At 65.3% G+C, this 26,191-nt stretch carries 23 protein-coding genes; 9 read left to right on the top strand and 14 right to left on the bottom strand.

The window, feature by feature from the left end:
- Nucleotides 1–14 precede the first annotated feature (14 nt).
- The gene (locus GEMMAAP_RS04850) at nt 15–554 is read right to left on the bottom strand and encodes a phosphoribosyltransferase (protein ID WP_075071430.1); all 540 of its coding nucleotides are present in this window, start codon (nt 552–554) and stop codon (nt 15–17) included.
- Nucleotides 555–752: 198 nt separating this feature from the next.
- Here GEMMAAP_RS04850 and GEMMAAP_RS04845 point away from each other — a divergent pair, with 198 nt between their 5' ends.
- The 4 genes from GEMMAAP_RS04845 to GEMMAAP_RS04830 all read left to right on the top strand — a co-directional run bounded on the left by GEMMAAP_RS04845 (nt 753) and on the right by GEMMAAP_RS04830 (nt 4,853).
- A complete protein-coding gene (locus GEMMAAP_RS04845) occupies nt 753–1,238 on the top strand; it encodes a tetratricopeptide repeat protein (RefSeq protein WP_026850016.1) in 486 nt (161 codons plus the stop codon).
- Between the two features lie 10 nt (nt 1,239–1,248).
- Nucleotides 1,249–2,007 carry a ParA family protein gene (locus tag GEMMAAP_RS04840; protein ID WP_026850017.1) on the top strand — a complete coding sequence of 253 codons (759 nt, stop codon included), beginning with the start codon at nt 1,249–1,251 and terminating at the stop codon, nt 2,005–2,007.
- Nucleotides 2,004–2,828, top strand: a complete 825-nt coding sequence (locus GEMMAAP_RS04835; RefSeq protein WP_026850018.1) for a hypothetical protein — start codon at nt 2,004–2,006, stop codon at nt 2,826–2,828. The genes GEMMAAP_RS04840 and GEMMAAP_RS04835 overlap by 4 nt, the downstream gene beginning before the upstream one ends.
- Before the next feature lie 138 nt (nt 2,829–2,966).
- Nucleotides 2,967–4,853, top strand: a complete 1,887-nt coding sequence (locus tag GEMMAAP_RS04830) for an AMP-dependent synthetase/ligase (protein ID WP_158514738.1) — start codon at nt 2,967–2,969, stop codon at nt 4,851–4,853.
- Nucleotides 4,854–4,871: 18 nt separating this feature from the next.
- Here GEMMAAP_RS04830 and GEMMAAP_RS04825 read toward each other — a convergent pair whose 3' ends face one another.
- From GEMMAAP_RS04825 to GEMMAAP_RS04810, 4 genes are all read right to left on the bottom strand, one after another.
- Entirely contained in the window at nt 4,872–5,507 is a 636-nt protein-coding gene (locus GEMMAAP_RS04825; RefSeq protein ID WP_026850020.1) for a hypothetical protein, read from the bottom strand.
- 58 nt (nt 5,508–5,565) lie between these two features.
- Nucleotides 5,566–6,279 carry an SDR family oxidoreductase gene (locus GEMMAAP_RS04820; RefSeq protein ID WP_026850021.1) on the bottom strand — a complete coding sequence of 238 codons (714 nt, stop codon included), beginning with the start codon at nt 6,277–6,279 and terminating at the stop codon, nt 5,566–5,568.
- Nucleotides 6,280–6,308: 29 nt separating this feature from the next.
- The gene (folE, locus tag GEMMAAP_RS04815; RefSeq protein ID WP_043581214.1) at nt 6,309–6,854 is read right to left on the bottom strand and encodes a GTP cyclohydrolase I FolE; all 546 of its coding nucleotides are present in this window, start codon (nt 6,852–6,854) and stop codon (nt 6,309–6,311) included.
- A 106-nt stretch (nt 6,855–6,960) separates the two neighbouring features.
- Nucleotides 6,961–7,374: a 6-carboxytetrahydropterin synthase gene (locus GEMMAAP_RS04810; protein ID WP_026850023.1), complete on the bottom strand. Its 414-nt coding sequence runs from the start codon at nt 7,372–7,374 to the stop codon at nt 6,961–6,963.
- Nucleotides 7,375–7,751: 377 nt separating this feature from the next.
- Between GEMMAAP_RS04810 and GEMMAAP_RS20495 the strand changes: the two genes are divergently transcribed.
- A complete protein-coding gene (locus tag GEMMAAP_RS20495) occupies nt 7,752–7,919 on the top strand; it encodes a hypothetical protein (protein WP_158514737.1) in 168 nt (55 codons plus the stop codon).
- A 7-nt stretch (nt 7,920–7,926) separates the two neighbouring features.
- Here GEMMAAP_RS20495 and GEMMAAP_RS04805 read toward each other — a convergent pair whose 3' ends face one another.
- The 6 genes from GEMMAAP_RS04805 to GEMMAAP_RS04780 are packed head-to-tail and all read right to left on the bottom strand — an operon-like array spanning nt 7,927 to nt 16,653.
- Nucleotides 7,927–8,904 carry a GNAT family N-acetyltransferase gene (locus GEMMAAP_RS04805; RefSeq protein WP_026850024.1) on the bottom strand — a complete coding sequence of 326 codons (978 nt, stop codon included), beginning with the start codon at nt 8,902–8,904 and terminating at the stop codon, nt 7,927–7,929.
- 3 nt (nt 8,905–8,907) lie between these two features.
- Nucleotides 8,908–11,403, bottom strand: a complete 2,496-nt coding sequence (locus GEMMAAP_RS04800; RefSeq protein ID WP_026850025.1) for an AAA family ATPase — start codon at nt 11,401–11,403, stop codon at nt 8,908–8,910.
- 1 nt (nt 11,404) lies between these two features.
- Nucleotides 11,405–12,601, bottom strand: coding sequence for a metallophosphoesterase family protein (locus tag GEMMAAP_RS04795; RefSeq protein WP_026850026.1), 1,197 nt, complete (start codon nt 12,599–12,601; stop codon nt 11,405–11,407).
- Between the two features lie 46 nt (nt 12,602–12,647).
- A complete protein-coding gene (locus GEMMAAP_RS04790; protein WP_145979009.1) occupies nt 12,648–13,565 on the bottom strand; it encodes a hypothetical protein in 918 nt (305 codons plus the stop codon).
- Between the two features lie 32 nt (nt 13,566–13,597).
- Nucleotides 13,598–15,589: an ATP-binding protein gene (locus GEMMAAP_RS04785; RefSeq protein ID WP_053334253.1), complete on the bottom strand. Its 1,992-nt coding sequence runs from the start codon at nt 15,587–15,589 to the stop codon at nt 13,598–13,600.
- Nucleotides 15,586–16,653, bottom strand: a complete 1,068-nt coding sequence (locus tag GEMMAAP_RS04780) for a hypothetical protein (protein WP_026850028.1) — start codon at nt 16,651–16,653, stop codon at nt 15,586–15,588. Before GEMMAAP_RS04780 ends, GEMMAAP_RS04785 begins: the two co-directional genes overlap by 4 nt.
- Before the next feature lie 99 nt (nt 16,654–16,752).
- Between GEMMAAP_RS04780 and GEMMAAP_RS04775 the strand changes: the two genes are divergently transcribed.
- Nucleotides 16,753–17,706 carry a hypothetical protein gene (locus tag GEMMAAP_RS04775; protein ID WP_145979008.1) on the top strand — a complete coding sequence of 318 codons (954 nt, stop codon included), beginning with the start codon at nt 16,753–16,755 and terminating at the stop codon, nt 17,704–17,706.
- Between the two features lie 50 nt (nt 17,707–17,756).
- Here GEMMAAP_RS04775 and GEMMAAP_RS04770 read toward each other — a convergent pair whose 3' ends face one another.
- Nucleotides 17,757–18,035 carry an Lrp/AsnC family transcriptional regulator gene (locus tag GEMMAAP_RS04770; RefSeq protein ID WP_026850030.1) on the bottom strand — a complete coding sequence of 93 codons (279 nt, stop codon included), beginning with the start codon at nt 18,033–18,035 and terminating at the stop codon, nt 17,757–17,759.
- Nucleotides 18,032–19,243, bottom strand: coding sequence for a pyridoxal phosphate-dependent aminotransferase (locus tag GEMMAAP_RS04765; RefSeq protein WP_053334254.1), 1,212 nt, complete (start codon nt 19,241–19,243; stop codon nt 18,032–18,034). The genes GEMMAAP_RS04770 and GEMMAAP_RS04765 overlap by 4 nt, the downstream gene beginning before the upstream one ends.
- A gap of 217 nt (nt 19,244–19,460) precedes the next feature.
- On the opposite strand from GEMMAAP_RS04765, the gene GEMMAAP_RS04760 reads away from it, so the two are divergent.
- Together GEMMAAP_RS04760 and GEMMAAP_RS04755 are read left to right on the top strand one after the other, a co-directional pair.
- On the top strand, nt 19,461–21,395 hold the full coding sequence (locus tag GEMMAAP_RS04760) for a DbpA RNA binding domain-containing protein (RefSeq protein ID WP_158514736.1): 1,935 nt from the start codon (nt 19,461–19,463) through the stop codon (nt 21,393–21,395).
- A 3-nt stretch (nt 21,396–21,398) separates the two neighbouring features.
- Nucleotides 21,399–22,010, top strand: a complete 612-nt coding sequence (locus GEMMAAP_RS04755; RefSeq protein ID WP_026850033.1) for a thymidine kinase — start codon at nt 21,399–21,401, stop codon at nt 22,008–22,010.
- A gap of 59 nt (nt 22,011–22,069) precedes the next feature.
- On the opposite strand, the gene GEMMAAP_RS04750 is transcribed toward GEMMAAP_RS04755, so the two are convergent.
- Nucleotides 22,070–25,087 carry a hybrid sensor histidine kinase/response regulator gene (locus GEMMAAP_RS04750; protein ID WP_158514735.1) on the bottom strand — a complete coding sequence of 1,006 codons (3,018 nt, stop codon included), beginning with the start codon at nt 25,085–25,087 and terminating at the stop codon, nt 22,070–22,072.
- 239 nt (nt 25,088–25,326) lie between these two features.
- On the opposite strand from GEMMAAP_RS04750, the gene GEMMAAP_RS04745 reads away from it, so the two are divergent.
- Complete coding sequence (locus GEMMAAP_RS04745; protein WP_026850035.1) at nt 25,327–26,142, top strand: helix-turn-helix transcriptional regulator; 816 nt, start codon at nt 25,327–25,329, stop codon at nt 26,140–26,142.
- The last annotated feature ends 49 nt before the right edge of the window (nt 26,143–26,191 follow it).

Raw genomic sequence — 26,191 nt, 5'->3', positions numbered from 1 at the left:
GCCCCACGCGAGTCCTAATCGACTCGTTCCGGCACCAGCCCCACATACTTCGCGTTCGGCTCCAACTCGCCGTCCACGAACACTTCACGGTCCCACGGCAGCACGATCATGGACTGGGTCGCCATTGCGTGGTAGTCCACCGGGTAGCTCCCGGTCTTGACGTTCACGGCCGTCCGGACTTCCCGGGCACCGGCGTTCACCACCGAGCCGACGGCGAGTCGCATGGTAGCGCCGGAATCGCAGGTGACATCCACCAGCAGCACGCGTTTTCCACGCACATCGGCCGGAGCGGCCCCGAAAACGGCCGGAGTCTCCCGCACCTGTTCGGCATGGTACCGGCGCGAAATGAGGATGGAGTGGAATGGCAGGTCGAGGATGGCTGCCACGGCGGCGCCAGGAACGACCCCGGCCGTGGCGATCCCGACGATGAGGTCGGGCATCCATTCGCGCCCCACACGCACGGCCAGCGCACGGGAAAGTTCACCGAAGAGCGGCCAATCCACGATCAGCACCCCTTTGGATGGATCAGGGGTATACGGTTGCGGCACAGACATTCCACGGCTCCTCTAGGGTCTCCCGCAGTGTAGCCCGTGGAGCTCCGCGGCGCCATTCGGGAATTCCCTTCAGGGACCCCCTGACTTCACACCGAGCGTCTTGTAGCGGACACGCTCCACCGATAGGTTTGCGAGGTTGGCTCTGACGCTTGCGAACCGATCGCAGCAGTCCTTTCTCTCACGATTCACTGCGAGCGCATGACTTGGTGGCGCCGCCTCGTGGGCGGCTCGTCCGGACGGGATTCGAAGCAACCCGATTTTCTCAGGGAAGCGCTCGATCTCGAATCACGCGGTGATTACGCGAACGCGTTGACGTCGTATCGCCTCGCCTTGCGCGAGCGCCCCGACGATCCTCACGTGCTGCAGAACATTGCCATCGCGTTCTCCAAGACGAGCCAACCCGAAGAGGCCATTCGCACGTATCGCCGCGCCCTGCAGATCGATCCCGATCTGGCGGGGGCGCATTACGGTCTCGCCTTCCTGCTCCTCAAGCGAGGAGACACGGCGCACGCCGGTCTGCATCTGGAAGGATTTCTTCGCACCACGCGCGCCGACGATCCCGCGTCGGCCAAATTCCGGGCTCATGCGGAACGCACCCTCGCTGCACTCAGCGGACAGGAGGCGGCTCCGGAGTACCAGGACGACGCGAACGACGGGGCGGCCGATGAACCGGCCGAGGGCTGACGTGGGGCGAGTGCTGTCGATCGTCAGTCAGAAGGGTGGCGTTGGCAAGACCACCACGGCGGTAAATCTCGCGGTCGCCTTTGCGCGTCGCGGCCTGAAAACGCTGCTGGTGGATGCGGATCCCCAGGGCGCGGTGCGCTACGGTGTGGGGCTCCGCCGAGGGCATCCCACCATTGGCTTCGATGACTACCTGCGCGGCGAGCATGCGTTGCGCGAGGTCATCCTGCCCACCGCGCTCCCATGGCTGCGCGTCATTCTGGCTGGCAGTGTGAGCGACGCTGCCGACCATACGGCCTTCCAGAAACACGTGGGAGAAACCACCGTCCTAGCGGACCTGCTCGCCATGGCCCGTGAACGGTGCCATGTGGTGGTGGTCGATACGCCGCCGGGGCTCGGGGCCATTACCCGTCGGGTGTTGGCCGCCAGTCAGCACGTCGTGGTGCCGCTGCAGTGCGAGCCGTTGGCGCTGCAAACCACGCCGCAAATTCTGCGCGCCATTCAGGATGTGGTGGCGGAGAACGAAGAGCTCACGTTGGAGGGCATTCTCCTCACGATGTACGAAGCGGGGAACCCGGCCACCGAGCGGGTTGTACACTATGTCCGTGAGCATCTCCCGCAGCATCTCGTCTTTGACGTTCCTGTGCCGCGTACACCGGCGACCGCCGACGCATTTGCGGCTGGCCAGCCTGTGGTGCTGCGCAACCCTGCCGATCCGGCCAGCCAGGCGTACGTGAACATCGCGACGCTGCTCGCCGAACGCTTCGCGTGAACCGTTTCCGGACTCTGCTGGGCGTCGCCTCGGCGGTCGCCCTGATTGTTGCATGCGCCGAAGTTGGCACCGCCCCCGATGTGCCGGCGGCCATCGAACTCCCGCCATTTGCCTTCCCCTCCGTGGTGGTGGGAGACACGCTGCGCAATGAAGCCGGGATTGCCACCCCGATCCGGGCCATCGTGCGCAATTCGGCCGGCGCAATCATCACCGATGCCACGCCCACGTATCTCTACGCCGATTTCCGGCGGGATTCGGCATTCCTGGTGGACTCCACCACCGGTGTCGTTGTGGCCGCCAAGACGGCGCCTGAGGGGCGGATAGCCGCCAGAATCGGCTCCTCATTGCAGGTCATTCGCACCCTGATCGCCACGGTACGGCCCGACACCGCCTTTGCCGGTCCGGCGCCGGCCGACCTGATCGTGACGCTCCCCGATACCGGCCGGGCCCGGGCACAGTCGAATACGACACCGGAACTGCCCCTCCGGGTGCGCAATCGCAGCGGTGCGACTCCGGTGGATGTGCAGGGATGGCTGGTGCGCTTCGAAGTCATCCGGCCGGCCAATCCCACCAATGACACGACCGCTGCCGCCTATCTGGTGGACGACCAGTTCCGGGCATCCACGCTTGATACCACCAGTGCCTCCGGTCAGGCTGCCCGGCGGGTTCGGGTGCGGGCAGCCCTCTTTCCGGTCGCCCAGGGATCGGCGCGAGTCACCGACTCCGTGGTGGTGCGAGCGACCCTCAGCTACAAGGGACGGCCCGTGGCAGGATCCCCGGTTCGGCTGGTGGGGATCGTCATCCGACCGGCCTCCCAGTAAGCCCGCCGGAAGTCCGTCACGCGACGGACTCCCGTCTGTCCGGTCACGGCGCCAATTTTCCGGAGCCTACCCGGGGCACCGTCCGGCCCGCGTCCTCCGACGCGCCGGAGCCCCAAATCAGCCTCGTTGGAGATGGCGATGACTTCCCGTACGGCCTCTGCCGTTCCCTCCCTGAACAACACGTTGGCAGGAATCCCATCGCCACTGACCTCGGCAATGGGTGGACCGCGCCCCGCCCCGGGAACGATCAACAAGCTCTTTTTCGACGCCGTGGAGCGCTACGACCGCGCCGATGCCTTGTTGTACAAGGTGCAGGGCGTCTGGGAGCCAACCAGTCATCGCACCATTCTGGAACGTGTACGACGCACGGCGCTCGGCCTCGCTAAACTGGGCATCGTGCCACAGGATCGCGTGGCCATTCTGTCGGAGAACCGGCCCGAGTGGCTCATTGCCGACTACGCCTGTTTATGCAGTCTCGTCACAGATGTCCCGATCTACCCCACGCTGCCAGCGGAACAGATCCCGTACATCCTGAACGACAGCGGAGCACGAGCCGCCTTCGTCTCCACGGCGGATCAGGCACGAAAGATCGCGTCGATACGCGCGCAGGCTCCGGGCCTTCAGTGGGTCATCGGTTTCGGCGCCACGAAGGACGACGGGTGTGACCTGACGCTCGCCGACGTCGAAGCGCTTGGCGCGGCCGACGACAATGCTGAACGGGCGACGACGTTCAAGGAGACCGCACTCGCGGTGTCCCCCGATCAACTGATCACGCTGATCTACACGTCGGGCACCACGGGGAATCCGAAAGGCGTGATGCTTACGCAGGACAACATCTATTCCAACGTGGTGGCCACGAAGGAAACGATGCCGGTGAGCACCACCGATACCGCACTCAGCTTCCTGCCACTGAGCCACATTTTCGAGCGGGCGGGAGACTACTTCCTGTTTGCCAACGGCGTGCGCATTGCGTATGCCGAAAGCATCGACACCGTCCCGGTGAACATGAGCGAAGTCAAACCGTCGCTCATGATGTCGGTGCCGCGCCTCTACGAAAAGATTTACGCGCGCGTGCTGGAGAACGCGGTCTCGAGTGGCGGCCTCAAGAAACAGATTTTCTTCTGGGCCAAAGCGGTTGGTGATCGCTGGGCCAGCGAGAAACTGGCAGGTCGTGAACCGGGTGGGCTCCTTGGCCTGCAGTACGGATTGGCCAACAAGCTGGTGTTCTCCAAGCTTCGTGAACGGACGGGCGGCAACATCCGCTATTTCATTTCAGGTGGCGCCCCACTCTCGCCCGAGATTGCCAAGTTCTTCTATTCGGCGGGGTTGGTCATCCTGGAAGGATACGGACTCACCGAGACCTCACCGGTGATTTCCGCCAACAATCTCCTGCATTACCGCCTTGGCTCCGTTGGCAAGCCCATCGCAGGCGTGGAAGTCAAGATTGCGAAGGACGGGGAGATCCTGACGCGTGGTCCCCACGTGATGCGCGGCTACTACAACAACGAGCAGGCGACTCGTGAAGCCATCAGCGAGGATGGCTGGTTCTTCACGGGGGATATCGGTGTCCTGGAAGATGGCTACCTGCGCATCACCGATCGCAAGAAGGACATCATCGTCACGGCGGGCGGCAAGAACATTGCGCCGCAGCCCATCGAGAACATGCTGAAGACAAACAAATATGTCTCTCAGGCCGTCATGATCGGTGACAAGCGGAAGTTTCCGATTGTGCTCATCGTGCCGGACTGGGATCAGCTCGAGAAGTGGGCGGCGCGCAGTCAGATCGTCTGGACGTCGCGGGCAGAACTGATGGCGATGCCGACGATTCAGGCGAAGATGGAAAAAGAAGTAAAGGAACAGCTCAAGGGGCTGGCCAGCTACGAGATGCCCAAGAAGGTCAAACTCATCGAGCAGGACTTCAGCATTGAGCGCGGCGAGCTGACGCCCACGCTGAAGGTGAAGCGCCGGGTGATCGACAAGACCTACAAGGCGCAGATCGATGAGCTGTATGTCGGAGCCGACTGACCCGTTGCGGAAGATGCCTTAACCGACGGCATCTGGCGCGCGTCGGCGGAGCTCAATGAGTCCGCTGGCGCGCGCCGTCACTTCCGCGACCCATTCCTCTCCATCGCGCGCCAGTTCCTTGAGCCCATCGGGGAGTGGCGTCTCGGCTGGCGCGATGACGTGCCCTCCCTGCTGCACGGCGCGAATCACACTGGCCAGCATGGCGGGGGTCGCATGGGTGGCGTCCACGGCGGCGGCGGCGAGCGTCGCCACTCCCAACGGGACGCGGTCGCGTACGAGCATTTCTGAGAGGCCCGGTGCGCCAGGGCGGGCGACAGCCTGCGCATTCACCCAGACCTGCGGCACGGGAATCAGGGCGCCCAGTGCGTCACCCGCGAGCGTATAGCGGCCACTCAGCAGCACGGGGAGATGGCCGTCGGTAACGCCGAGCAGTGCCGCGAGTCGCATCGGGTCGGGGGCGCGGTCGTCGCGCCCCGCGAGAGGCTCAGCAAAGCGCGCAATGCCATCACGGATGATGTATTCGGCGGCGCACACCGGACAGGAGAGATCAGCGCGACGCAGCAGTGGCCCCTCGGCCTCATACACCATGGCGACGAGCCACGATTCTTCGTGCGGCATGGGGCAGCGGAGTGCGTCGAGCAGATCGCGAAGCATGCCCAAAGATAGCGCCGCGGGCCGTTTTGCCAGCACCGCGGCGGGCCCGCGCCGGCGGTCAGGCGCGACTGATGCGGAGTTCGTCCACGTTGACGTGCGGGGGTCGTGTGACCGCCCAGATGACCGCATCAGCCACATCGTCGGGGTGCAGCATGCTGGCCCGCGGCGGGAACCCGGGCGTGTTGTCCGGGTCAACCGGATCCCAGATGGGGGTATCGGTCGCAGCAGGGGACACCAGCGTGGTGCGGATGCCGCTCCCCGCGCATTCTTCCCGCAGCACCTCATGCAGCGCACGCGCGCCGAACTTGCTGGCGGAATACGCGCCGTTGCCGCCAAAGATGCGACGGTCCGCCGCCGATCCCATGGTCACCACATGTCCACGACCATGCGCTCTCATGGCCGGCAAGACGGCGTGGAGCAGCCGGAACGGCGCCGCCAGATTGGCGGCCAGCGTCTGCTCGAAGAGTGCTGGCGGGGTATCCGCAATGGATGCCAACGGAAACGTCCCGGCGTTGTTCACCAGAATATCGAGCGAGCCACCGGTTTGCTCGAACAGCTGCGCCATTACGGCGTCCACGTGCGCCGCATCAGTCACATCGCAGGGGTGCGCGCTGGCCAGCGCCCCCAACTGCGCCGCCAGCGCGCGCAAGTCCGTCGCCGATCGTGCCAGCAGAAACACTCGCGCCCCCGCCAGGGCGAGGGCGCTGGCGACGGCACGGCCAATGCCGCGCGAGGCGCCGGTAACAAGGGCCGAACGGCCAGTCAGCACCATGAGCGCTCCGGCGCCGCAGGCGGCTGGGATCAGTATGACGTGGGAGAATGCGCCAGACGGAGGAACTCACTGCGCGTCTTGGAATCGTCGCGAAACAAGCCGCGCATGCTGGACGTGATCGTGCGCGAACTCTGCTTCTCCACACCGCGCATCATCATGCACAAGTGCACGGCCTCGATGACCACGCCAACCCCCTTGGGCTGCAACGTTTCTTCGAGGGCATTGGCGATCTGCTCGCCCAACCGTTCCTGCACCTGCAGGCGACGGGCAAACACCTCGACCACCCGCGGCAGCTTCGACAACCCGACGATCTTGCCATTCGGGATGTACGCAATGTGCACCTTGCCGAAGAAGGGCAACATGTGATGCTCACACATCGAATACATCTCGATGTCGCGCACCATGACCATGTTCTCGTGATTCTCCTCGAACAGCGCATCACCAATGACTTCCGCCGCCGTCTGGTCGTAGCCACGGGTCAGCCACATCATGGCCTTGGCCACGCGACTCGGCGTCTTCAGCAGGCCGTCGCGCTCAGGATCCTCGCCCATCAGCTCGAGCTGCCGGCGGACCATGGTTTCGTATTCCACGAGGTTGCCATCCACGGCAAAGTCGTCGGGGGCCACCACACTGACAGCCGCACGGCCAGATGCTACGGTGCTCACCGGTCGGATCACGTTCTTACTCCCCATCGTAGTCGACATAATTGTTTTCGGTTTCCCAGAGCCGCAGGCGGATCAGTTGCGCCGGGGCAATTGCCGGTGCGAGCACCCGCCACATGGCCACCACCACATTCTCCGTCGTGGGGTTGATCCCCTGCATATATGGGACGTCGATGTTGAAGTTGCGGTGGTCGGTCTGGTCGATCACCTCGCGTTCCACGACGTCGCGCAGCTGCCCCAGATCAATGACGTACCCCGTCCGGTCATCCACGGGCCCACGCACTGACACTTCCAGCTCGTAGTTGTGGCCGTGCCAGTTGGGATTATTGCACTTGCCGAAGAGCCGGGTGTTTTCGGTGTCGGACAAGGCCGGATTATGAACGCGGTGCGCCGCGTTGAAGCGCAGGCGGCGCGTCACGGTGACGATTGGCATGCTTAGTCAAGGCGCCGGCCGGTCAAATGGTTCCGTTGGCCACCGCCACGGCGGCTCTGGGACCGGTGAAACGCCTTGACGGGAGCCCCCCCGCCACTCCGAGGCCACGACGCACAAAAGCCCCGCCACAAGGGCGGGGCTTTTGCGAAGGAACGGGAACGAAGAGGGTGATCTTGAAGCCCAAAGAAAAAAATGAGACTCTCACCGCGCTGTCGCCTTCCCCGCACTGGGGCATGACGTTCACCCGTTTATTGAATCCTCTCTGAGGACTTATCGGCTCAAGAAGTAAATCCTCTCCGCCCCGCAACTACGATAACGACGCGTAGTGTAGGGTGGCGTCACGGAACGCGCAATCGCAAAATCGAGTAGATTGTGTCATGGACCTCACTCTACTCGCTGGAATCGTGATGCTCGTGGTCTGGGGCGGGCTCACTGTAGCCACGGAAGCCCCGGGCTGGGTACACCTGCTGCTCACCGCAGGAGTATTTCTGATCATTTGGCGCATGGTCGTTCGGGATACCCCCAGCGGCCCGGCCAGCAAGTAACCGCGGGTCAGATCTCCCAGTTCGACAGTACCATTCCGTCGCTGGGTGGGACTTCGTTCCAGCCATGCGCGCTCATGCGCAGGTCGGTCCACCGCACGCGAGCGCCCAGCGCGACGAGCGTGCGATACGCCTCCGGATAGTCCCCTTGCAGCCTGACCGCCAGCCGACGCGTTCCGGACCGGCGGGCCAGTTCCGTGAGCGCGCCCATCATGAGCGGGAGCTCCGCGCGGCGGGCCAACACCAGCTTCAGCACCCGGAGCTCATCGCGATTACGCCCCTCCACCAGCGGCGCCGTGTGGCACACCGCAAAACCCGTCGGTGCCTCCGGTGTCCCCAGGAGCAGCGTGTCGCCGAGCCCAAGCCGATCCGTAATTTCGATCTCCCGGGTGAAGTCGTAGCCCGGCATGACCCGCGCCGTAAGCGCCAGGCACGCCTGCATGGTCAGGTTCTTGTCTGACGCCGACAGTTGGGACAGAAGCCGCGGACGGTGGTCGCCGGCGGCAGCCTCCAGCGTCAGCGTGACCGTGAGGTGCCCGGGCACGAAGCCCAGGTTGGAGTAGAACCCGATGTTGTCCATGGTGCGGGGCATCGTCTCCAGCCCAATCACGCGGGCCTGCTGCTGGCGCAACCAACGCATGCCGCTCTGCACAATGATCTTCCCCAGCCCCACGCCCTGCTGATCAGGCCGGACACACAGCGGCCCCATCCATCCTTCCGTACCGGAATGGTGCGCCATGTTGAACGCCACCACCCGCCCACGCTCATCACGCCAGCAGAGGGCACCGTCACCGGCATCTTCAATGGCGTACTGCCAAATGGATGGATTGAGCGGCGGCACCCGCACCCCGGTCATGCCGTCCTTGCGGTAGCGCTCCGTAAACGCCTCGGTGAACACCTCATTGAGCTGCGGGATGTCGCTCGTTGCGGCCACGAACGGGCCTTCCACGGGACGGGCGCTGCGATACGGGCGGGAGGTTACGGTCATCACTTACGCCTCGGCAAGGGAGAGCGGATCCTCGCTCTCATCGTCCAACAACGGGAGCGCAGCCTGCGCGTCTCCTCCCAGCGCATCTTCGACGGGCAAACGTACGCCGCCGGTGACGACACTGCATCCCCGGGTCTCATCAAAGTGCACCAGCAATACCCGGTCCAGCCCCTCACGCACCTGTTCGATATGCGTGATGACAATGACCTGCTCAAATCGATCATTGAGCTTGCGCAACAACTCCACCACGTTGGCCCGCCGCGTTTCGTCCAGCGACCCGAACACTTCGTCCAGGATCAGCAGCGAGAATGCCTGCCCCGCCCGCTCGGCAATCATCTGCGAAATCGCGAGACGGAGCACCAGGTTGCACAGGTCTTCTTCGCCACCGGAGATCACGGGTTTCGGCAAACCATCTTCCAGAACCAGCAGTCGGTACTCCTCATCGAATTCGAGATGGGTATACCGGCCGTCGGTAAGGTCATCCAGAAAGCGACTGGCGATGTCGGCCAATTCCGGGCGGAGCTGAAAATTCAGATCGGTGCGAAGATCCGTGAGCGCGCGATCCAGTTCATCATGCAGGCGTTTCTCCGTATCCAGCGTATCCAACGTCCCCTGCAACCGCGCCAGGTCGCGGCGCCCCTGTTCCGCCACGTCGAGCGCGGCGCGAGCGCGCTCCGCTTCGCCGGACGCGGCCAGCGCCTCCAGTTCCGCCCGGCGACCTTCGGCCGCCGCCGTGTCGTAGGCGTCCCGTACACTGGCGTACGTCCCATCGTCCATCCCCAACGCCGCCTGCTGTGTCTCGAGTGACATCATCCGGGCTCGTGCACTGTCGCGGGCGACCAGCACACGGGTGCGCTCTGAGCGCGCGGCCACTTCCCGGTCCACGAGACCACTCACCCGCGCCACCCGGTTCTCCAGTTCCTGCAACCGTGCTGCGTCGGCACGCAAGGCGGCGTGCTGCGCGGCATCATATCCGGAAGGGAGCAGCGCCAGCTGCGCAGTGGCCTCCTGCAACCGCAGCGTCACCTGCGCCCGCTGTTCGGAAAGGCGCGCCGCTTCGGCAATGGCATCCTGGATCCGCTGCAACCGCCGCTCGGCAGCGGCCACTTCCCCCTGCGCCGTACGCCGCGATTCCTCCAGCGCTTCAATAGCCGCCGGCAGCGCGGTCAATTGCTCGGTGCGCTGACGATAGTAGTTGCCGTCCACCCGTAAGGTTTCGATCTGCTCCGTGAGCTGATCCAGCACCGTGTGAAAATTGGTGCCCAGCGGCCGCCCGCAGGTGGGACAGGGGCTCTGTTCGCCCAGTCCTTCGAGCGTTTCGCGCTGCCGTGTGAGTTCGGCGTACTGCGTCCGCAATGTCTCGAGACGCGTCTCGGCCGCCTGCCGGTCACGCGACCACAAATCGCGCTCCTGACTGAGGGTCCGCTCGGCCTCGGCAAGAGCATTGCGCAGTGTCAGCAGTTGTGCGGTGGTGTCAACTTCGAGCGCCGGCGCACTCTCCAGACGAGCCGCACGCTCGGACAGCTTGGCGTCTTCTTCAGCGTACGCCGCAACGCGCTCCATCATGGCCTGCCGACGGGCATCCGCCGCCGCCAGCTGCTCCTGCCCCACCAACGCCTCGCGCACCGGGAGCAGCGCAGTCATCTGCGCACGCAGCGGCAGCAACTCCTCGTGCGCCTGGGCCATGGCCTCCAGCTCACGATCCAGTCGCTCCACATCGCGCGCAAAACTCATCGCCTCGCTTTCGGCGACGCGCAACTCCGACACCAGCTGCTGCCGGGCGTCGCGCTGCGCTTGCGCATCCTGCCAGCGCGGGACCAGTGCAGTCAGCTTGTCTGCAGCGCTCTGGTGCGCCACGTCGGCTTCGGCCGCTCGGGTACGGGCCACTGCCACGCGGGCTTCGGCATCGGAGACCGCGCGCCAGATGGCATCCGGATCCGGCATCCCCTGCTTGAGACCATTGGTCTCCGCCAGAATGGCCCGGCGACGTTCTCGCGCCAACTCCTGGGCCCCACTGATGCGATCGTACCCCAGCACCCGCGACAAAAAGCGCGCGCGTTCGGCGGCGCCAAGGGCCGCCATGATGTCCAGCTCTTTCTGACCCGTGAAGTACGTGTGAAAAAACTCGGCCCGCGTCATCCCCAGCCGACGCTGCAGCAGCTCCGTTGCCCCGGTAATCGTGTTGGCAATGGGGGTCTCCCCGGCGTCGAGATACACCTCGGCATTGGTGAGCCCACGAATCACGCGATAGCGATGCCCCGCCAATTCAAACGCCAGCTCCACACGCACCGGAGAACGTGGCGCCGCGCGCGAAAACCGGATGCTGTCGCGCGTCCCCCGGGCGGCAGGGTTGCCGTACAGCGCCCACGCAATGGCTTCCAGCAACGTGGACTTGCCCGACCCATTGGGGCCAATAATGCCGGTCAGTCCGCGTTCGAACGTGATGTGCGTGTCGGCGTGTTGCCGAAAATTCTGCAGTCGCAAAGACAGAAGTCGCATATCAGCCGTCCACCACCGGCAGCGCGGCCATGGCGGCGTCTTCCGCTTGCTTGAGATAGCGCAGCCCTACCGTCACGAACTGCTCGCGATCCACGCCTGGGGGCAGCGCGCGTTCGCGCAGTTGCTCCGCCACAATATCGGAGAGTGTCGCGCGCTTCCCTGCCCCCCCGCCGTCTCCCTTGCGCCGCGGCAACGGATCCGGACGGCGTGTATCCAGATGAAAATGCATCGCGCGCTTGCGATACTCGCGCAGCGCCGCGTGGTCGAGCTCGCGCACGATATGGCGTGCCACATTGCGCACCGTGACACGGACGACCCGATCATCGATGCCCCCCGGTGCGGTATTCACGCGGGCCCGAATGGCACCATCGAGGTCTTGAGCACTCATGCCGCTGGCATCGATGGGCTCAAGGTCAAGCAGCGGCCGCGAGGGGGCTACCGGATGGAACCGATGCGCACCGCTGACCAGATCGTGCTCAATGAAGCCTTTGCCCGGGATCCCCTGCGCTTTCTCTTCGCGCAGCTCTCCCCACGGATTGCTGCTGGTGTAGTCCAGAGAACCACTGTAATAGGCGCGAGTGGCCACTTCGCGATACACGTGATAGTGCCCCAACGCCACGTAACTCCACTGGTCGGCGTGCAACTCTTCGGGCTGAATTTCAATGGCCGCGCGATCGGCCGACGCCGCATGGGCCGGCAACAGTCCCGCGACTTCGCCGTGCAAGAGCAGAACACGATGCGTGTAGCCGTCCGGCGGCAGTAGCGGTGGCCGATCAATGCCCGGGACATCGGGAACGGCCAGAACCGCCAGCGATCGGGCCGGAAAGGTGAACAGCTCCGCCTGTGCATCGGCCACATGCACGCCGATTTCGCGGAAGAGGCGCAGAATGCAGCCGGTCTCCGCGGTCCGGGGCGCATCATGATTGCCGGCCACCATCACGATGGGGGTGTCGGGCAATTGGTCGCGTAACTGCATCAGCACGCGGAATGCGTGCAGAATGGCCGGATTGGACGGACGGACGGTGTGAAAAATGTCGCCGCCAATGACGATGAGCTCCGGCGCGATCGCCACGATGTGCGTGGTGGCCCGCTGCACGGTGGCCGCCACATCGGCTTCACGCTGGTTGATGCCGCCGGGCGTCAGCCGCTGGTATTGGCGGAAGCCAAGGTGCAGGTCGGCGAGATGGACGATACGCATCCCACAACTTAACCGGGCGCCCCGGGGCGCCGTTCGGCGGTGGTCGTCAACGCACCCGGACGCGTTGGACAATGCGGATATCGAGCAACATGGGCGTCCCGGCACCGGCAGGCCCGGGGGCCACTTCCGATTGCACGTCCATGACCGTCCGGGCATCGGTAATCCATGCCCGTGTCCGGTCCACCACCATGGTGCCGCGCATGGTGCCGGCGGTAATCACTCTCGTGCCGGTTGGGAGTTCCCGGGCCGCCCCATCCCGACGCAGCACACCGGACACCGAAATCCACGCCTGACGCCCTCCCCCTGTGAGCGAATCAAGCCGGAGGCGCGCCTGCACCACGCCGTCGGCCCGATACGCCCCCAGTGGCAGCGATGGCAGGACCATTTCGCGCATCCACTCACTCCCTACCGAGATGGGGCCATCGGGGAGCAAGCCGGGGACCGAAGCCAGCGTAGCCCCCAGAGGCAGTGCGGTGGGTGGATCACTGACGCGCATGGCCCCATCCGGCGTGACCTTCACGCGCACGTACCGCGTGTCCTCCTCCACCGGAACGACCATGGGGCGCACAGGATCGCCGGCATTACCCGCCCACATGCGGATGGAATCGGTCGTGGCCAACAGGGTGGTGGCCGACAGATCGCTCGCTTCGACCAGCGAATGGGCAAACAGCTGGACCCTGGTGACCCGGGTATTGGCCCGGTTGACCCGGGGACCGTACTCGGGGGCAGGCGATGCACCTCGCTTGCCCTGCAGAACCGGCGGCACGCTGGACTGCGCCCCGTCCACCTTCCGGCCACTCACTTCCACGGTCTGCTCAACCTGCAGGTACAGCGTGTCGCCAACCCGGGGACGGACCAGGAGGCGTACGGCCTCGGTGCCCCCGCCGCGCGGCCGTCCGCGCTGCGCGTGCGCCACGGCCGGCAACAGCAGTGGCGTCAGTACCACCACTCCCAGGGCGCCCACAAGTCGCCGCCAACACCAACGCACCACGACGCTCACCCGCCGTATTCGTCGGCAGAGAATGGGCGGATGGCCCGCGGCCGATGCACGACAGCCTCAGCGTCGCGGGCCGTGGGGACGGCCCGGCGCTGGAGTTCGCGGACAAAGGCACTTTTGACAGCATCGGGACGGGTACGCATCACGGCATTCCGGGCGGCGAGGACAACAGGTTCATCGTACAGCAGAATGGTTTGCTGCACCCAACCGAGTTCGATACTCGGGTCGAGGCGCCGAAGATCCCGCGTCACGGCCTGGGCCGCCGTTGGCTCGGGCGCCTGCGGAAAGCGCTCCACCCCTTCGCGACCGGTCATCACCGCCGGCCTCGGGAATCGGATGAAGACGGGTTGCGTGAAGTGCGGATGACGCACCATGAGTTGACCCTTATCTAGCGTGGCCAGACGGGCCTTCACCGCAGGGCTGAGCACCTGGTACCCCGGAGTGGCCAGTTCGTCGGCATCCATGCGACCGTACAGGGTCGTCCCCGCATTGCCCACCACCCGCCGATGGACCTGCGAGCGGAATTGCTCCGCACCAAAGAGCACCAACCCCAGGTAGCGACCACGTTCGGCGATATCGAGCAGCATCTTCCGCACATATGTCTCGGGACCGTCGTGCGGTGCATACTTGTTGAGTTCGTCCACGAAGACGATCACATGGTCCACGCCCAGATCGCGCCGTTCGAGATGCTCGCGCAGCTTCGAGACAACCCGGGCGAACACCAGATTCTGCGCGTCTTCTTCCACGTTGGCCACATCCACCACGTACACCACGCGGTCCTCGAAGCTCCCGAAAGGGAGATCCGAGGCCAATCCGTCGTCAGTGACCAATCCGGCACAGCGCGTGGAGAGATTGGACAGACGGTTGCGGACCTTGCGGATGGTGGCCGCGTGATGGGTACGCCAGGTATCACCGTTGGAGTCTTCCAACTTGCGCAGGACTTCACGGAACCACGCATCGAGATCGGCGAAGGAATGTACCCGATGGGTGCGTGAGAAACCCGCCTCGTCGAACTCCTTGCCCACCACCCGTTCACGAATAAAGTCGATGAGCGCGTCGGCCTTGGCGTCCACATCATCCTTGTTCAGCAGCACCTCGGCAAACTGCAGGACTTCCGAGAGGCCCCACGTGAGTGGCGTCACCGTGTCGGCAAGTGCCTCATTGGAACGCAAGGTATTGAGCGCATAACCACGCGCTGTGTACGGCGCGAAGTAGCGCACCTGCTGGAAAGGCGTGGGAGGCACCCCCAGCAGTTCGTACATATCGCGGTCGCTCTCTTCCAACGTCCCGGGCTGGTCCAAGAAACACAGATCCGGACCTTTCACGTTGAAACACACCGCGGCGACCGTTCCGCGATGGGACGGAAAGTGCGCGAAGGTCGACTGCAGCAACCACTCGATCGCGCTCGTTTTGGTCGCGAGACCGGACACGCCGGAAATATTCAGATGGGCGGCTTCGGGCCCGACGAGAAAATCCGCGTCAAGAAAAATGGGCGATTTCATCCCGCCGGCCCGATAGACCCCCACGGGAATGCCGGTCGCGGCACTCCCCGCGATGTAGCCGTCCATTCGGAGGGCCATCGCGACATCGTGATCCTCGGCCAGATACACGCGACCGAGCGGGACCGGCTGCAACGGCTCTTCCGGCAGGTGCCGCAGCACCTGTGCCGTGTACAGGCGGATTTCGGTGCGGTCTGTGGGCACCACCACGCCGCCGGCGGGCTGTCCGTCGTAGCCCAGTACGTCATGCAGCGGGGATTGCAGGTCGGAATAGCTGAACCCTTCCATCACGACACCGTACACCTGCGGGATCGTGGACTCCACCGGTGTCGTGCCTTCGACGCGCACAATGGTGCCAATCCCGATCGGGGCATCAATGGCGGTCCAGAAGTGAAACTCGTGCGGTGTGTTCGGCTTGCGTTCCGTGGCCACCACACGGCCAAGCGGCAACCGCGACGGCGCAACGGGAGAGGGCACCAGAGAGTGCGTCACGGACCGACCAGGGCTTGCAGGTAAGTTTCCACGGCGTGCACGCCGTAGGCGAGTGTATCCCAGCGCGCATCGGGCAGCGACACCGGATGACGTTCCAACACAATGGCAGACGACAGTTCATCGCAGAGCGCGGTAAACGCCGCCTGCTGCGCGTGCCCACCGTTACCGTGTGCGACCTCGGCAGGCGGCGCGACTTCCACCCGCACCAGTCCGAACAACGGATCGCCGTGCGCGGCAGCGCGTAGGCGGAGATACCAGCTGGCGACCGCCTGCCGAGGACGATATCCCACCAGAAACGCGGGTGAGCGTTCGCCTTCGCGAAGGGCCAGCACCTGACGAATCGCGGCGGCATCGCCGTAGAGCGTGTTGTGTGACTTGACCACACCAAAGGCCGGGCTGGAGGCGCTCAGTGCAAGGTTGCCGGCGATGCCGCCGTCAATCCACAACCAGCGCGTTTCCTCGGCACACCACTGTGCCGCCAACTGTCGCTCGAGGTGTTCGCGTTCCAGCGCCACCAACTCCAACGCGCGGGCCCGCAATGCATGCGGGTGCCAGAGCCCCTCGTGCTGCTCGCCATCGGGAGCTCCGTGGTCCGCCACATCCACCACCGCCACACCGGCCGCCACCAGCTGTTCCCACCGGGCCGTCCCCAATGCTTCCCGGGAGGCCAACAGGAGACGACGGACCTGGGGTAGCGCCCATGACTCCAGGTGGCCGTTGGTGCGTTGCCGGACCGCCGCTGCCACGGTCGCGAAAATGAGCGGCGTGCCATCTGCATAAGCCACCACGCGGCTGCGCTGAATGCCGTCAAGAAACGCCGCGACCAGCGGGGTGGCGCGTGGGGCGACCGCCTTTGCGCCCGCCGGTTCGAGCGGGAGACACGACGACACCACCGGCGTGTCGGCCCGCATCACCAGCCGCTCCAGTGGGGCGCCATCGGCGAACGGGGCGGTATTCAGATCCGCCAGCAGCGGACGCAGCGCCCGCAGGGTGGCGGTGAGCGTCGCCGAATGGACGGACGCCTCAGGGGGCGTCGGGTGGGCAACTGGTACAACGGAGGTCACGTGGACAGGCTAGCGCGGCAGCGGGCCGGGCACAACTCAGCTGCCCCCGCGAATGGCTGACCGGTGGACTTCCGGGTCCGGCTGAACGAAACTGCCTGTGTGATCTGTCCTCCACGAATCCGCCTCGCCTCCGGCACGCTGCTGGCCGCCCTGTTCTCACTGACCGGGTGCGACCGCATCAAGAGCGCCCTGAATCCGCCCCCGGTCGACAACGCCTGGCAAAACGACAGCACGGTGTTGGCGCGACAGCCCATGGTCCTGTTTCGCGCCGTACGCACTGCCGATGGCGCGCGCGCCGTTCCCTTTGCCACGGTGGGCGCCAACGGCTTGCGCGCTCTGACGCTGACCGGTCGGGGATGGCGTGCTCTGGATGTGCAGTCTATGCAAGCGGGAAGCGCGTTTGTGCCCTATCGGGGGAGCGAAGCGCTGTCGCCGATCCGTAGCAGTCGGGGCATGTGGGAAGGGACCCCGCTCGACTCACTGCCCGGATGCAATCTGCTCCTGCCGGGAGCCGCCATGAGCATTCCCGACGGCGTACACCTGCTCACCAGCGGCCGGACGCCACTGCGCACGGTACCCAACGGTATTGGTGAGGGGGAATTGCAGGATGTGATGAACGTGGTCACGACCCTGGTGGCACCGTCTTCTGGCGTACCGCTGTCAAAAATGTCGCGCTATCGCCGCGATGTGGCGGTCGTCGGCACGGGCGCCACCCGCAGTCCCACCATCGTGGTTACGTACGAAGATCCGGAAGAGCTTCCGGAGGGGGCCACGCGACTCGCGGAACGGCCCCGTCAGCTCATTGTGGTGCTCGACAAGGGCATTTACGGCTACAAGCCATCCCTCATCATTGCCGACGTGAGTTCCAGTCGCATTGCGCCACGCAAACGGTTTCTTGGCGCATTGGATGGCGACGGCGATGGACGGGCCGAGCTGTTCTTCGGACTGGGAGAAAAAATCCCGCGGGCCGAACTCGTGACGTACAGCTACCGCTACGAAGGTGACACGTGGATTGCCGCGTTCACCTACGAACGCACGCGCTGCGTGGGCTAGGCCGCGTCAACGCGGGCCGCAGCGACCGCCCGGGGTACGGGCGAGACGCCCTACTCCACGCCAATATCCCACGCCTGTTCGAGATCGCCCTTGCTGTACGTCCGGAACGCCGTGAGGGTCTGGGTGCGCTGAATGCCGGGCACCTTGGCGAATTCCTGGGTCACCACGGTGGCGATCTTTTCCAGATCCGGCACGCGGACAATGGCGACCAGATCCCACGCCCCTGACACCGAGTACACCTCGGCAACACCGTCAATCCCCGCCAGCGCCGTCGCACACTCGGGGATACTCTTGGGATCCGCCTGCACCAGCACAATCGTCGTGATCATCGTGTCGTCTCCTTGGCTGCTGCCGTCAGGCACGTGGCAATGCGCGTGACGCCTTCCACGGCAATGGCATCGGTTGTGGCGTAGCTGGCGCGAATCCAGTTGGGCGTGCCGAATGCACTGCCCGGAACAATGGCCACCTGATACTCCTCAAGCACTGCCGCGGCAAAGGCCGCGCCGGGATCAGCGGCGCCGCGAAAGCCGTCCACATTGACGTAGATGTAGAACGCACCAGCCGGCTGTACGTACTGCACCGTCGGAAAAGCGGACAACGCCTGCACCACGGCATCACGCCGGCGACGGAACGCGGCCACCATCTCCGACACGGCCGCATCGGCCTGTTCGCGCTCCGCCAGCGCCGCGAGTGCGGCATGCTGCGACACCGCGGCGGCATTGGATGTCGTGTGCCCCTGGAAGTTGGTCATAGCCTTGGACACAGCGACGGGCGCAATGCTCCACCCAATGCGCCAGCCGGTCATGGCGTACGCTTTGGCCACGCCATTGATCACGATGAGATTGTCGCGCGACGTCGCCACTTCGAGCGCCGAGACGGCGTCGCCATGGTAGTCGATGCGCAGATAGATCTCGTCGGCAATCACCCACCATCCCCGTTCCGCAGCCAGCGCCAGAATGTCCGCCAACTCAGTGCGCGAATACACCGCCCCCGTGGGGTTGCTGGGCGAATTGATCATCACCCCCTTCGTGCGCGGCGTCCCGGCCGCCGCGAGCATCGCGGCGGTCACTTTGAGGGAGTTGGCTGGATCACCCAGCACGGGAACGGCATTGGCGCGCGACAGTTCCACCATTTCGAAGTAGCTGGTCCACGACGGAATCGGGATCAGCACATCATCGCCGGGGCCAAAGCAGCAGACACAGGCGTTGTAGAGCGACTGCTTGGATCCGTTGGAGACCACCACTTCCGACGCCGTGACCGGTGCGCCCTGCACCTGGATGCGATTGGCGTCGGCGGCAATGGCCTCGCGCAGCGGCAGAATGCCTTCGGTATTGGTGTACCGCGTGGCCCCTGCCTCCATGGCCTTGGCGGCCGCCTGCCGGATAAAGGGCGGCGTATCAAAATCCGGCTCCCCTGCCCCGAGATCGATCACGGGAATCCCCTGCGCCTTCAAGGCGCGGGCTTTGGCCGCCACGGCCAACGTGGCGGATTCCTTGAGTCGGGTAATGTTCGGGGACGGCTGGAAGGACAGCGGCATGACGAGCAGTGGCTCGGAGTGGTATTGGGGCCGGAATCGACTAGCTTTGTCAGACCGGTTTGGCCTGTAGGTCGGGGAACCGGGACGGATCGTCAGGATAGCTGCGAGGCAATTAAGCGTGCTCCGGGAGCACGCGCCATGACGGACGGGCAGCGCCATGGGGGCGCATATACCGGTGGTTGGACCGCCGGGCTGACTAACAACTGATGGGGTGGGTGTGAGCGAGCAGGAACGGGAAGAGACGTCGCCAGGGGCGACGCGGAGCCAGCATGTGGTGCTGCAAGGCCCCGCCGATTTGCGCACGATGACCGCGGCCATGCGCCCCGGTGTCGAACGGAGCCGCGAGGGCGGCCAGACGGGAGCACCGGCGTGCCTCGTGATCACCCCCACCATCGAGCAGGCCATGGCCGCGGCCGACCAGGCCCGCCGTCTGCTCGCCGATCCATCCATCCGCGTCGTGCCGGTCACTGGCGCCGTGCGGGCGCGCCGAATCCTTGGTGCGGCGCCCGTCTCCATTGCCACGGGCACACCGGCCGATCTGCTGGCGCTGCGTCGCAGCGCCGCGCTCAACCTCGAGCAGTTGCAGACGGTCGTCATTGTCGGCCTCGACGAAATGCTGGCCGCCAACGGCGGGGATACCCTGCAGGCGCTGTTGGGCGATGCCCCGGCTGAAGTCAGCCGCGTGGCCACCCTCGATAGCGAAACGCCGGAAACGGAGGCCTTCCTTGAGGCCCAGCTCCGTCGCGCCCGCCGCATGCCTGCCCTGTTGCTGGGCGACGCGCCGTTGGCCGTGACGCCGCGCTTCGTGCTTACCTCACCCGCCGGACGCACTGACGCCCTGCGTCTGGTGCTCGACGAAACCGATCCGCCGTCGCTGGTGCTCATCGCCGCAACCGATGCTGGCATTGAAGAAGCCACCGCCGCGTTGGCCCGCCTCGGCATTCCGGTGGATGGCCTGAGTGTGCAAGTCACTCGGCAGCCTACCGCACAGCACGTCGCCATGGCGGTACTCTGGGAGGCCCCGGCCACCTACGACGCACTGGTCGATGCCCTCGCCATGCGCCCGGTGGACGCGGTGGCGCTGCTCCTCCCCGATGAGCTGCCTGCGTTCCGTCGCATGTCCGCCAACCTGGCGGAAGCCTGGACGCCCGCGCCCAAGAAGGCGTCGGCGGAAGATCGGGTGCAACTGCTGCGCACGGCGCTGCGCACCACGCTCGCCAACGGAGCGGCATCCGCCAGTGAGTTGGCGTTGCTCGCTCCGCTGTTGGAAACGAACGACTCGCTCGAAATCGCCTGCGCCGCCCTGCGCCTGTACGAAGGGGCCAAGCGCGAAGCCATGGCCAACCGCGCCAAGGCCGCCACGGCGGGCGCCAAGTCCACTATTCGCGAAACGCCCAAGGATGCCGCCGCGGATGCGCCGGCGGGCAAGCAGCGCGTGTTCCTCGCCGCCGGCAAGCGCGACAATGTGCGTGTCGGTGACATTGTTGGCGCGATTGCCAACGAAGGGGGTATCCCGGGTGAGAAGATCGGCGCTGTCGAAATGTTCGAGTCGCACTCGACGGTCGAGCTGGATGCCGCCGACGCGCACAAGGTGGTTGAAGCGTTGGCCAACGCAACATTGCGTGGCCGGCGTCTGAGCGCGCGCATTGACGAGCGCAGTGACCGTCCGGAGCGTGGTGGCTTTGGCGACCGCGGGCCGCGCCGGGAGTTCGGCGGTGGTGATCGTGGCCCCCGCCGCGACTTCGGCGATCGCGGTCCGCGCCGCGAAGGCGGTGACCGCGGTCCGCGCCCGGGGGGCGGTGACCGTGGTCCGCGCCGGGACGGTGGTGACCGTGGCCCGCGCCGGGACTTCGGTGGCGACCGCAGTGAACGTCCGGCTCGCAGCTTCGATCGCGGCGATCGTCCGGCCCGCAGCTTTGACCGTGGCGATCGGCCCGCCCGTCCATCGTCTGGCGGCGAGCGTGGACCGCGTCGTGAGTTTGGCAACGACCGTCCGCCGCGCGCCTCCGATGAACGTCGCGCGTTCGGCGATCGTCCCATTGGCGAACGCACGGAAAATCGTGCGGAGTGGTCGGAGCGTGCCGAGCGCATGAAGCACGCCAAGCGTGAACGCCCGGCCGGTCCCGCCCCCGAGCGGAACGACGAGGCGTAACCCATGAGTGGCGGCTTTCAGGCATCCGGTGGATGGATGGAGGTCATCGCCGGCTCGATGTTCAGCGGCAAGACGGAAGAGCTGCTGCGTCGAGTCCGGCGCGCCACGATTGCCCGCAAACGCGTGCAAGTGTTCAAGTCGCATCTCGACGATCGCTACGCTGGCCTCTGGGCGGTCTCGAGCCACGACCGACGCACCTTCGAGGCAACCCCGGTTGATTCGTCATCGCAGATTCTGCTGCGCCTCGATCCCATGGCGCAGGTGATCGCCGTGGACGAAGTCCAGTTTCTCGACGTCGGGATTGTGAACGTGGTGGCGAGTCTGGCCGATCGTGGCCGTCGCGTCATCATGGCGGGCATCGACACCGATTTCCGCGGCGAACCCTTCGGCCCCATGCCGCAACTGATGGCGATGGCCGAAGTCGTGGACAAGCTGCACGCCATCTGTGTGCTGTGCGGGTCACCCGCCAGCCGCACGCAACGCCTAATTGAAGGGAAGCCGGCGCCTTATGAATCTCCCACCATCATGGTGGGAGCGGCCGATTCCTATGAAGCGCGCTGTCGGGCCTGTCATCAGGTCCCGCGTCGTGATGAGGCGCAACAGAGCCTGCTCTGACGATGCGCCACGCCTGGGACGTGCACACGGGGTGAGCGGGGCTGGTGGCCGTACGGCCCTCAGCCCCGTCGTGCCCCCCGGGCCAACTCCATCGCCTGTTGTAAATCCTGCATCGTGAACGGCTTCGCCACGAAGGGCACATGTCGCGCATCCAGCTCCGTGCGCGCGCCCGGATTCACGGCAAACCCGCTCACCGCGACGACTGGCAATGCCGGATAGTGGAGCGCCAACTGCTCAATCAGTTCGAGCCCCGACATTTCCGGCATGGTGAGATCGGTAACGATCACTGACACATCCGACGCGCGACTCGCCAGAAACGCCAGCGCCTCCGCCCCCGACTCCACGACGTACACGGTCTCCGAGAGCCGATCGAGCATGCGCTTGCCAAGGTCCCGCAACATTGGATCATCATCCACCAGCAGCACGCCGCCGGCCCGAACGTCCTGCACCACGGCTGGCATCGAAAACGCCGGCGTCTTGGGCGCACCGGCCAGCGGGAAGAAGAGCCGCAACGTGGTTCCTTCACCAGGGGCCGATTCACATTCCAGAAACCCGCGGCTTTGATGCACCATGCCGTGCACCGATGCGAGTCCCATCCCGCGACTGGTGCCGAAGGGCTGCGTGGAGAAGAACGGCTCGAATAGGCGAGCCCGGATGTCATCACTCATCCCCGCGCCGGTGTCCCGCACTTCCAACATCGCAAAAAATCGAGGGCGGGTATCCCTCGGCTCGTGCGGGTGCGTCCGCATCACCTCGGCTGATCGCAACACCAACATGCCACCGGCGGGCATCGCCGTGCGGGCATTGTCCACTAGTGCCCGCAGGGCATCCAGCAACCGTGAGCGATCGATGGTGGCAGCAACCGGCGTTGGTGAAAGCTCAAGCTTCACCATCACGGAGAACGGGACTTCGTCGCGAATGATGGGCAGCTGCACGTTCAACAGCTGATTCAGCTCCACCGATTCCGTGCGCAGCATTTGGCGACGTCCCACGGCCAGCAGCTGCCGTGTGAGGTCCTCGGCGCGCTCAGTGGCCCGCTCGATGGCCGAAATATCCTCGAGATGCGGCGACGTGGGGCCAACCCCTTCGCGCAGGAACCCGGTGGCCCCGCGTATGACAGTGAGCAGATTGTTGTAGTCGTGGCCAATGCCACCGGCCAGCTGCGCCACCGCCTCAAGCTTCTGGGCCTGCCGTAACCGCTCCTCCGACGCCCGCGTCTCCGTGACATCCGTGAACACGGCCACCGAGGCATACGGGCGTGACTCGCCAGCCCGGATGAGCGGGTCGGCGGTGACGCTCAACCACACCGGCTCGGCATCGCCACGCAGGATCCCCATCAGTTGGCGCGGCTGCCCTTTGCCAGTACGCAACGCCGTGATCGCCGGCCGTTCTTCCAGCGGCCAGAGAGACCCATCTTCCCGCACGGCCTGCCAGTCATCTGCAACAGGAACAAGACCAGCCACCTGATCCCCGGTCAGTCCCAGAATGCGTTCCGCACTCGGGTTGTGCACCCGGATCGTGCCGGTAGCATCGTGCAGCACCACGCCTTCGCGCATCCCCGCAATCACGGCTCGAAAGCGTGCCTCGGACTCGCGCAACTCGCGCTCGGCGCGCACGCGATCGGAAATATCCTGAATGATGATGTGAAGCAGGCGTCGCTCGGAGATTTCCGCGACGCCAATAAACGCCTCCACCTGGCGCAGCTCACCGCTGGCAATGCGGTGATCGCGCTGCAGCTGCAACCCGGTTCCAGTGGCAATACCGCTCGTGAGCTCACGCCAGTGATCGATGGCAATGCTTTCGAGGTCGGTGAGATACATCTCCCGCATGGTGGCCCGTGGCCATCCATAAAAGGCCTCCGCCGCCGGATTCACGTCCACAATGCGCGCCGTATCGAACTCGACGAGCAATTGGATGGCTCCGTTGGTCTCAAACAACTGCCGGTGACGGGATTCACTGGATTCCAGCGCCAGCCGTTCGAGCTGGCGCTGCGTGATATCCCGTGAACTGATGGCCACGGCGTTGGTGTCCACCGGCACGAGCTGGCGCTGCAACCAACGCGCGGGCTCGTCATCCGTGGGCGCGAACTGCGTGGTCTCCAACGGCTGATGCGTGATGACCACCATGCAGCACTGTTCCCACAACCCCCACTCGCGGCTGCGCGGGAACACATCCAGCAGTGAACGGCCAATGATTTGCTCGCGTCGGCGGGCAATCATTTCACAGGCCTGTGCGTTCACATCGATGATGACGAAATCCGTGATCCGTCCATCGGGGCCGCGCTCGGCGCGGGCGATCACGAACGCATCAAAGCCCGCGTCGAGCACGCCGCGCAAGCGGGCTTCCGAGGCGGCAAGCGCCAACGCTGCCTGCTCCACGTCGGTCACATTGCGCGCCAACCCCACCAGATGCGTGGGGCGTCCGTCGCTGTCCCGACGAACGGAGAGCCGGGTCTCCACAATGAGGGGCCCCGAGGGGAGTAACACCTCCTCACGGTAGGTAATGGGCTCCTGCGACCGGATGGCCTGCTCGTACCGTGCGATGGCAAACGCCGCCTCGGCAGGGGCCAGCACCTCATCGGGGCGCCGCCCCACCACATCTTCCTCACGCAGCCCCGTCACCAGGAGGTAAGCCTGATTCACGGTTTCGCAAATAAACCGCCCCGGCCCTTCCACACGCACCAGGAACAGCATCTCCCGCATCTGGGCGGTGAGCAACCGGTAGTTCTGCAGCGCGAGCTCACTGTCCTCGACCCGCGTAACCAGGGCGGTGACCTCGTGCCCGCGCACCAGGGTCGCGCCGGGCAGGCCAGGGGGTGACACAACCGTGCATTCCCAGATATGCACCGGCCCGTCGTCTTCGCCCGCGCCATCGACCCGCACCGGACGCGTGGGCTCCCCACGCAAGCCGGTCCGCAACCACGCCTGCAGTGTGGGCGACACGCCCGCGGCCTCTGGCAAGACCTCGCCCAGCGCGGCGCCCAACGCCGCCAAGAGCGACGCGCCGCGCACATTGGCCTGCGAGACCCGTCCACCAGCGTCCAGGACGAGCAGGGCATCGCCCAGTGCGTCGTGCATGGCCAGCAGGTCAGCGAAGCGTTTGGAAGCAGATGCGGGCAATGACCGGGGGGGTTGGCGGTGACAGCTGAAATGTGATGGTCCGGGGTGCCCTTGTCAGGGGGCAACCGTGGCGTTCGCGCGAAAAATGCCGCTGGGGACCGGAGAAACGACGCGCCGTGTGACGCTTTCTGCCGGTTCAGCGTCTTGTGTGTGATATCGCAGTTCCCTTTTTCACTTTCCCTGGACGGAATCGTCGCATGGGCGTAATCGCGACGTTGCTCGCGCATGAACCACGACTCGCACGGCTCAAGAGCGCCGCGCGGGATCGATATCGGTTTGTGCCCTGCGAAGACTGGACCTCCCTTACACGGGCGTGTGAGCGCGGGCCAATCAATGTGGTCGTCTTCGACCTGTATGTGGACGGCCGCGCCGACTTCGAGCGAGTTCGTCAGCTGCGCATTCGTGTCCCTCGTGCGGCGCTGGTGGCGTATGTGGATGTTACCCGGGAACGTGCCAAGGATATGTTCGACGCCGGGCGCTGCGGGATTGACGTCCTGATCGTGGCGGATGAGACCGATACGCCGCAGATGCTCGCGACGCTGCTCGATCAGGCCGAGGCCCGCAGCGTGTCCAGCTTGCTCAAGCCGCACCTCGCCGGCCTCCGCAGCGTGGTACGTGATGCAGTGATGCTATCCGTAACGCGGGCGCATGAGCGGCTCACCCCGGACAGTCTGGCGCGATTGATTGCCGTCTCCCGCCGGTTGCTGTCGAAGCGCCTGGAAGGAGCGCAGTTGCCGCCGCCGCACCAGTTGCTCACGTGGGGCCGCCTCATTGTCGCGGCCAGCATGCTGGAAGACGGATCTCGCAGTGCAGATGGCGTGGCCAGCGCACTCGATTTCCCCTCCGGATCGGCCTTCCGGAACACCTGCCAGCGGTACCTGGGCTGCACGCCGCACCAGATTCGGTTACGGGGCGGCGCAAGCTGGGTAATTCAGGAACTGCTCGTGAATCGAGAGAAGCGCCGTCAAGTGTCCGACCTCGACGACGACCTCGCCGATTCGGCTGCGGCCTGATTGCAACTGACTCACCGAAAGCCTCCGGCAAGCGCCGGGGGCTTTCGGC

Source organism: Gemmatimonas phototrophica (genome assembly GCF_000695095.2).
GTDB classification, from domain to species: domain Bacteria; phylum Gemmatimonadota; class Gemmatimonadetes; order Gemmatimonadales; family Gemmatimonadaceae; genus Gemmatimonas; species Gemmatimonas phototrophica.
The sequence above is the reverse complement of the archived record's forward strand: the minus strand, read 5'-3'. Positions and strand labels throughout refer to the sequence as shown.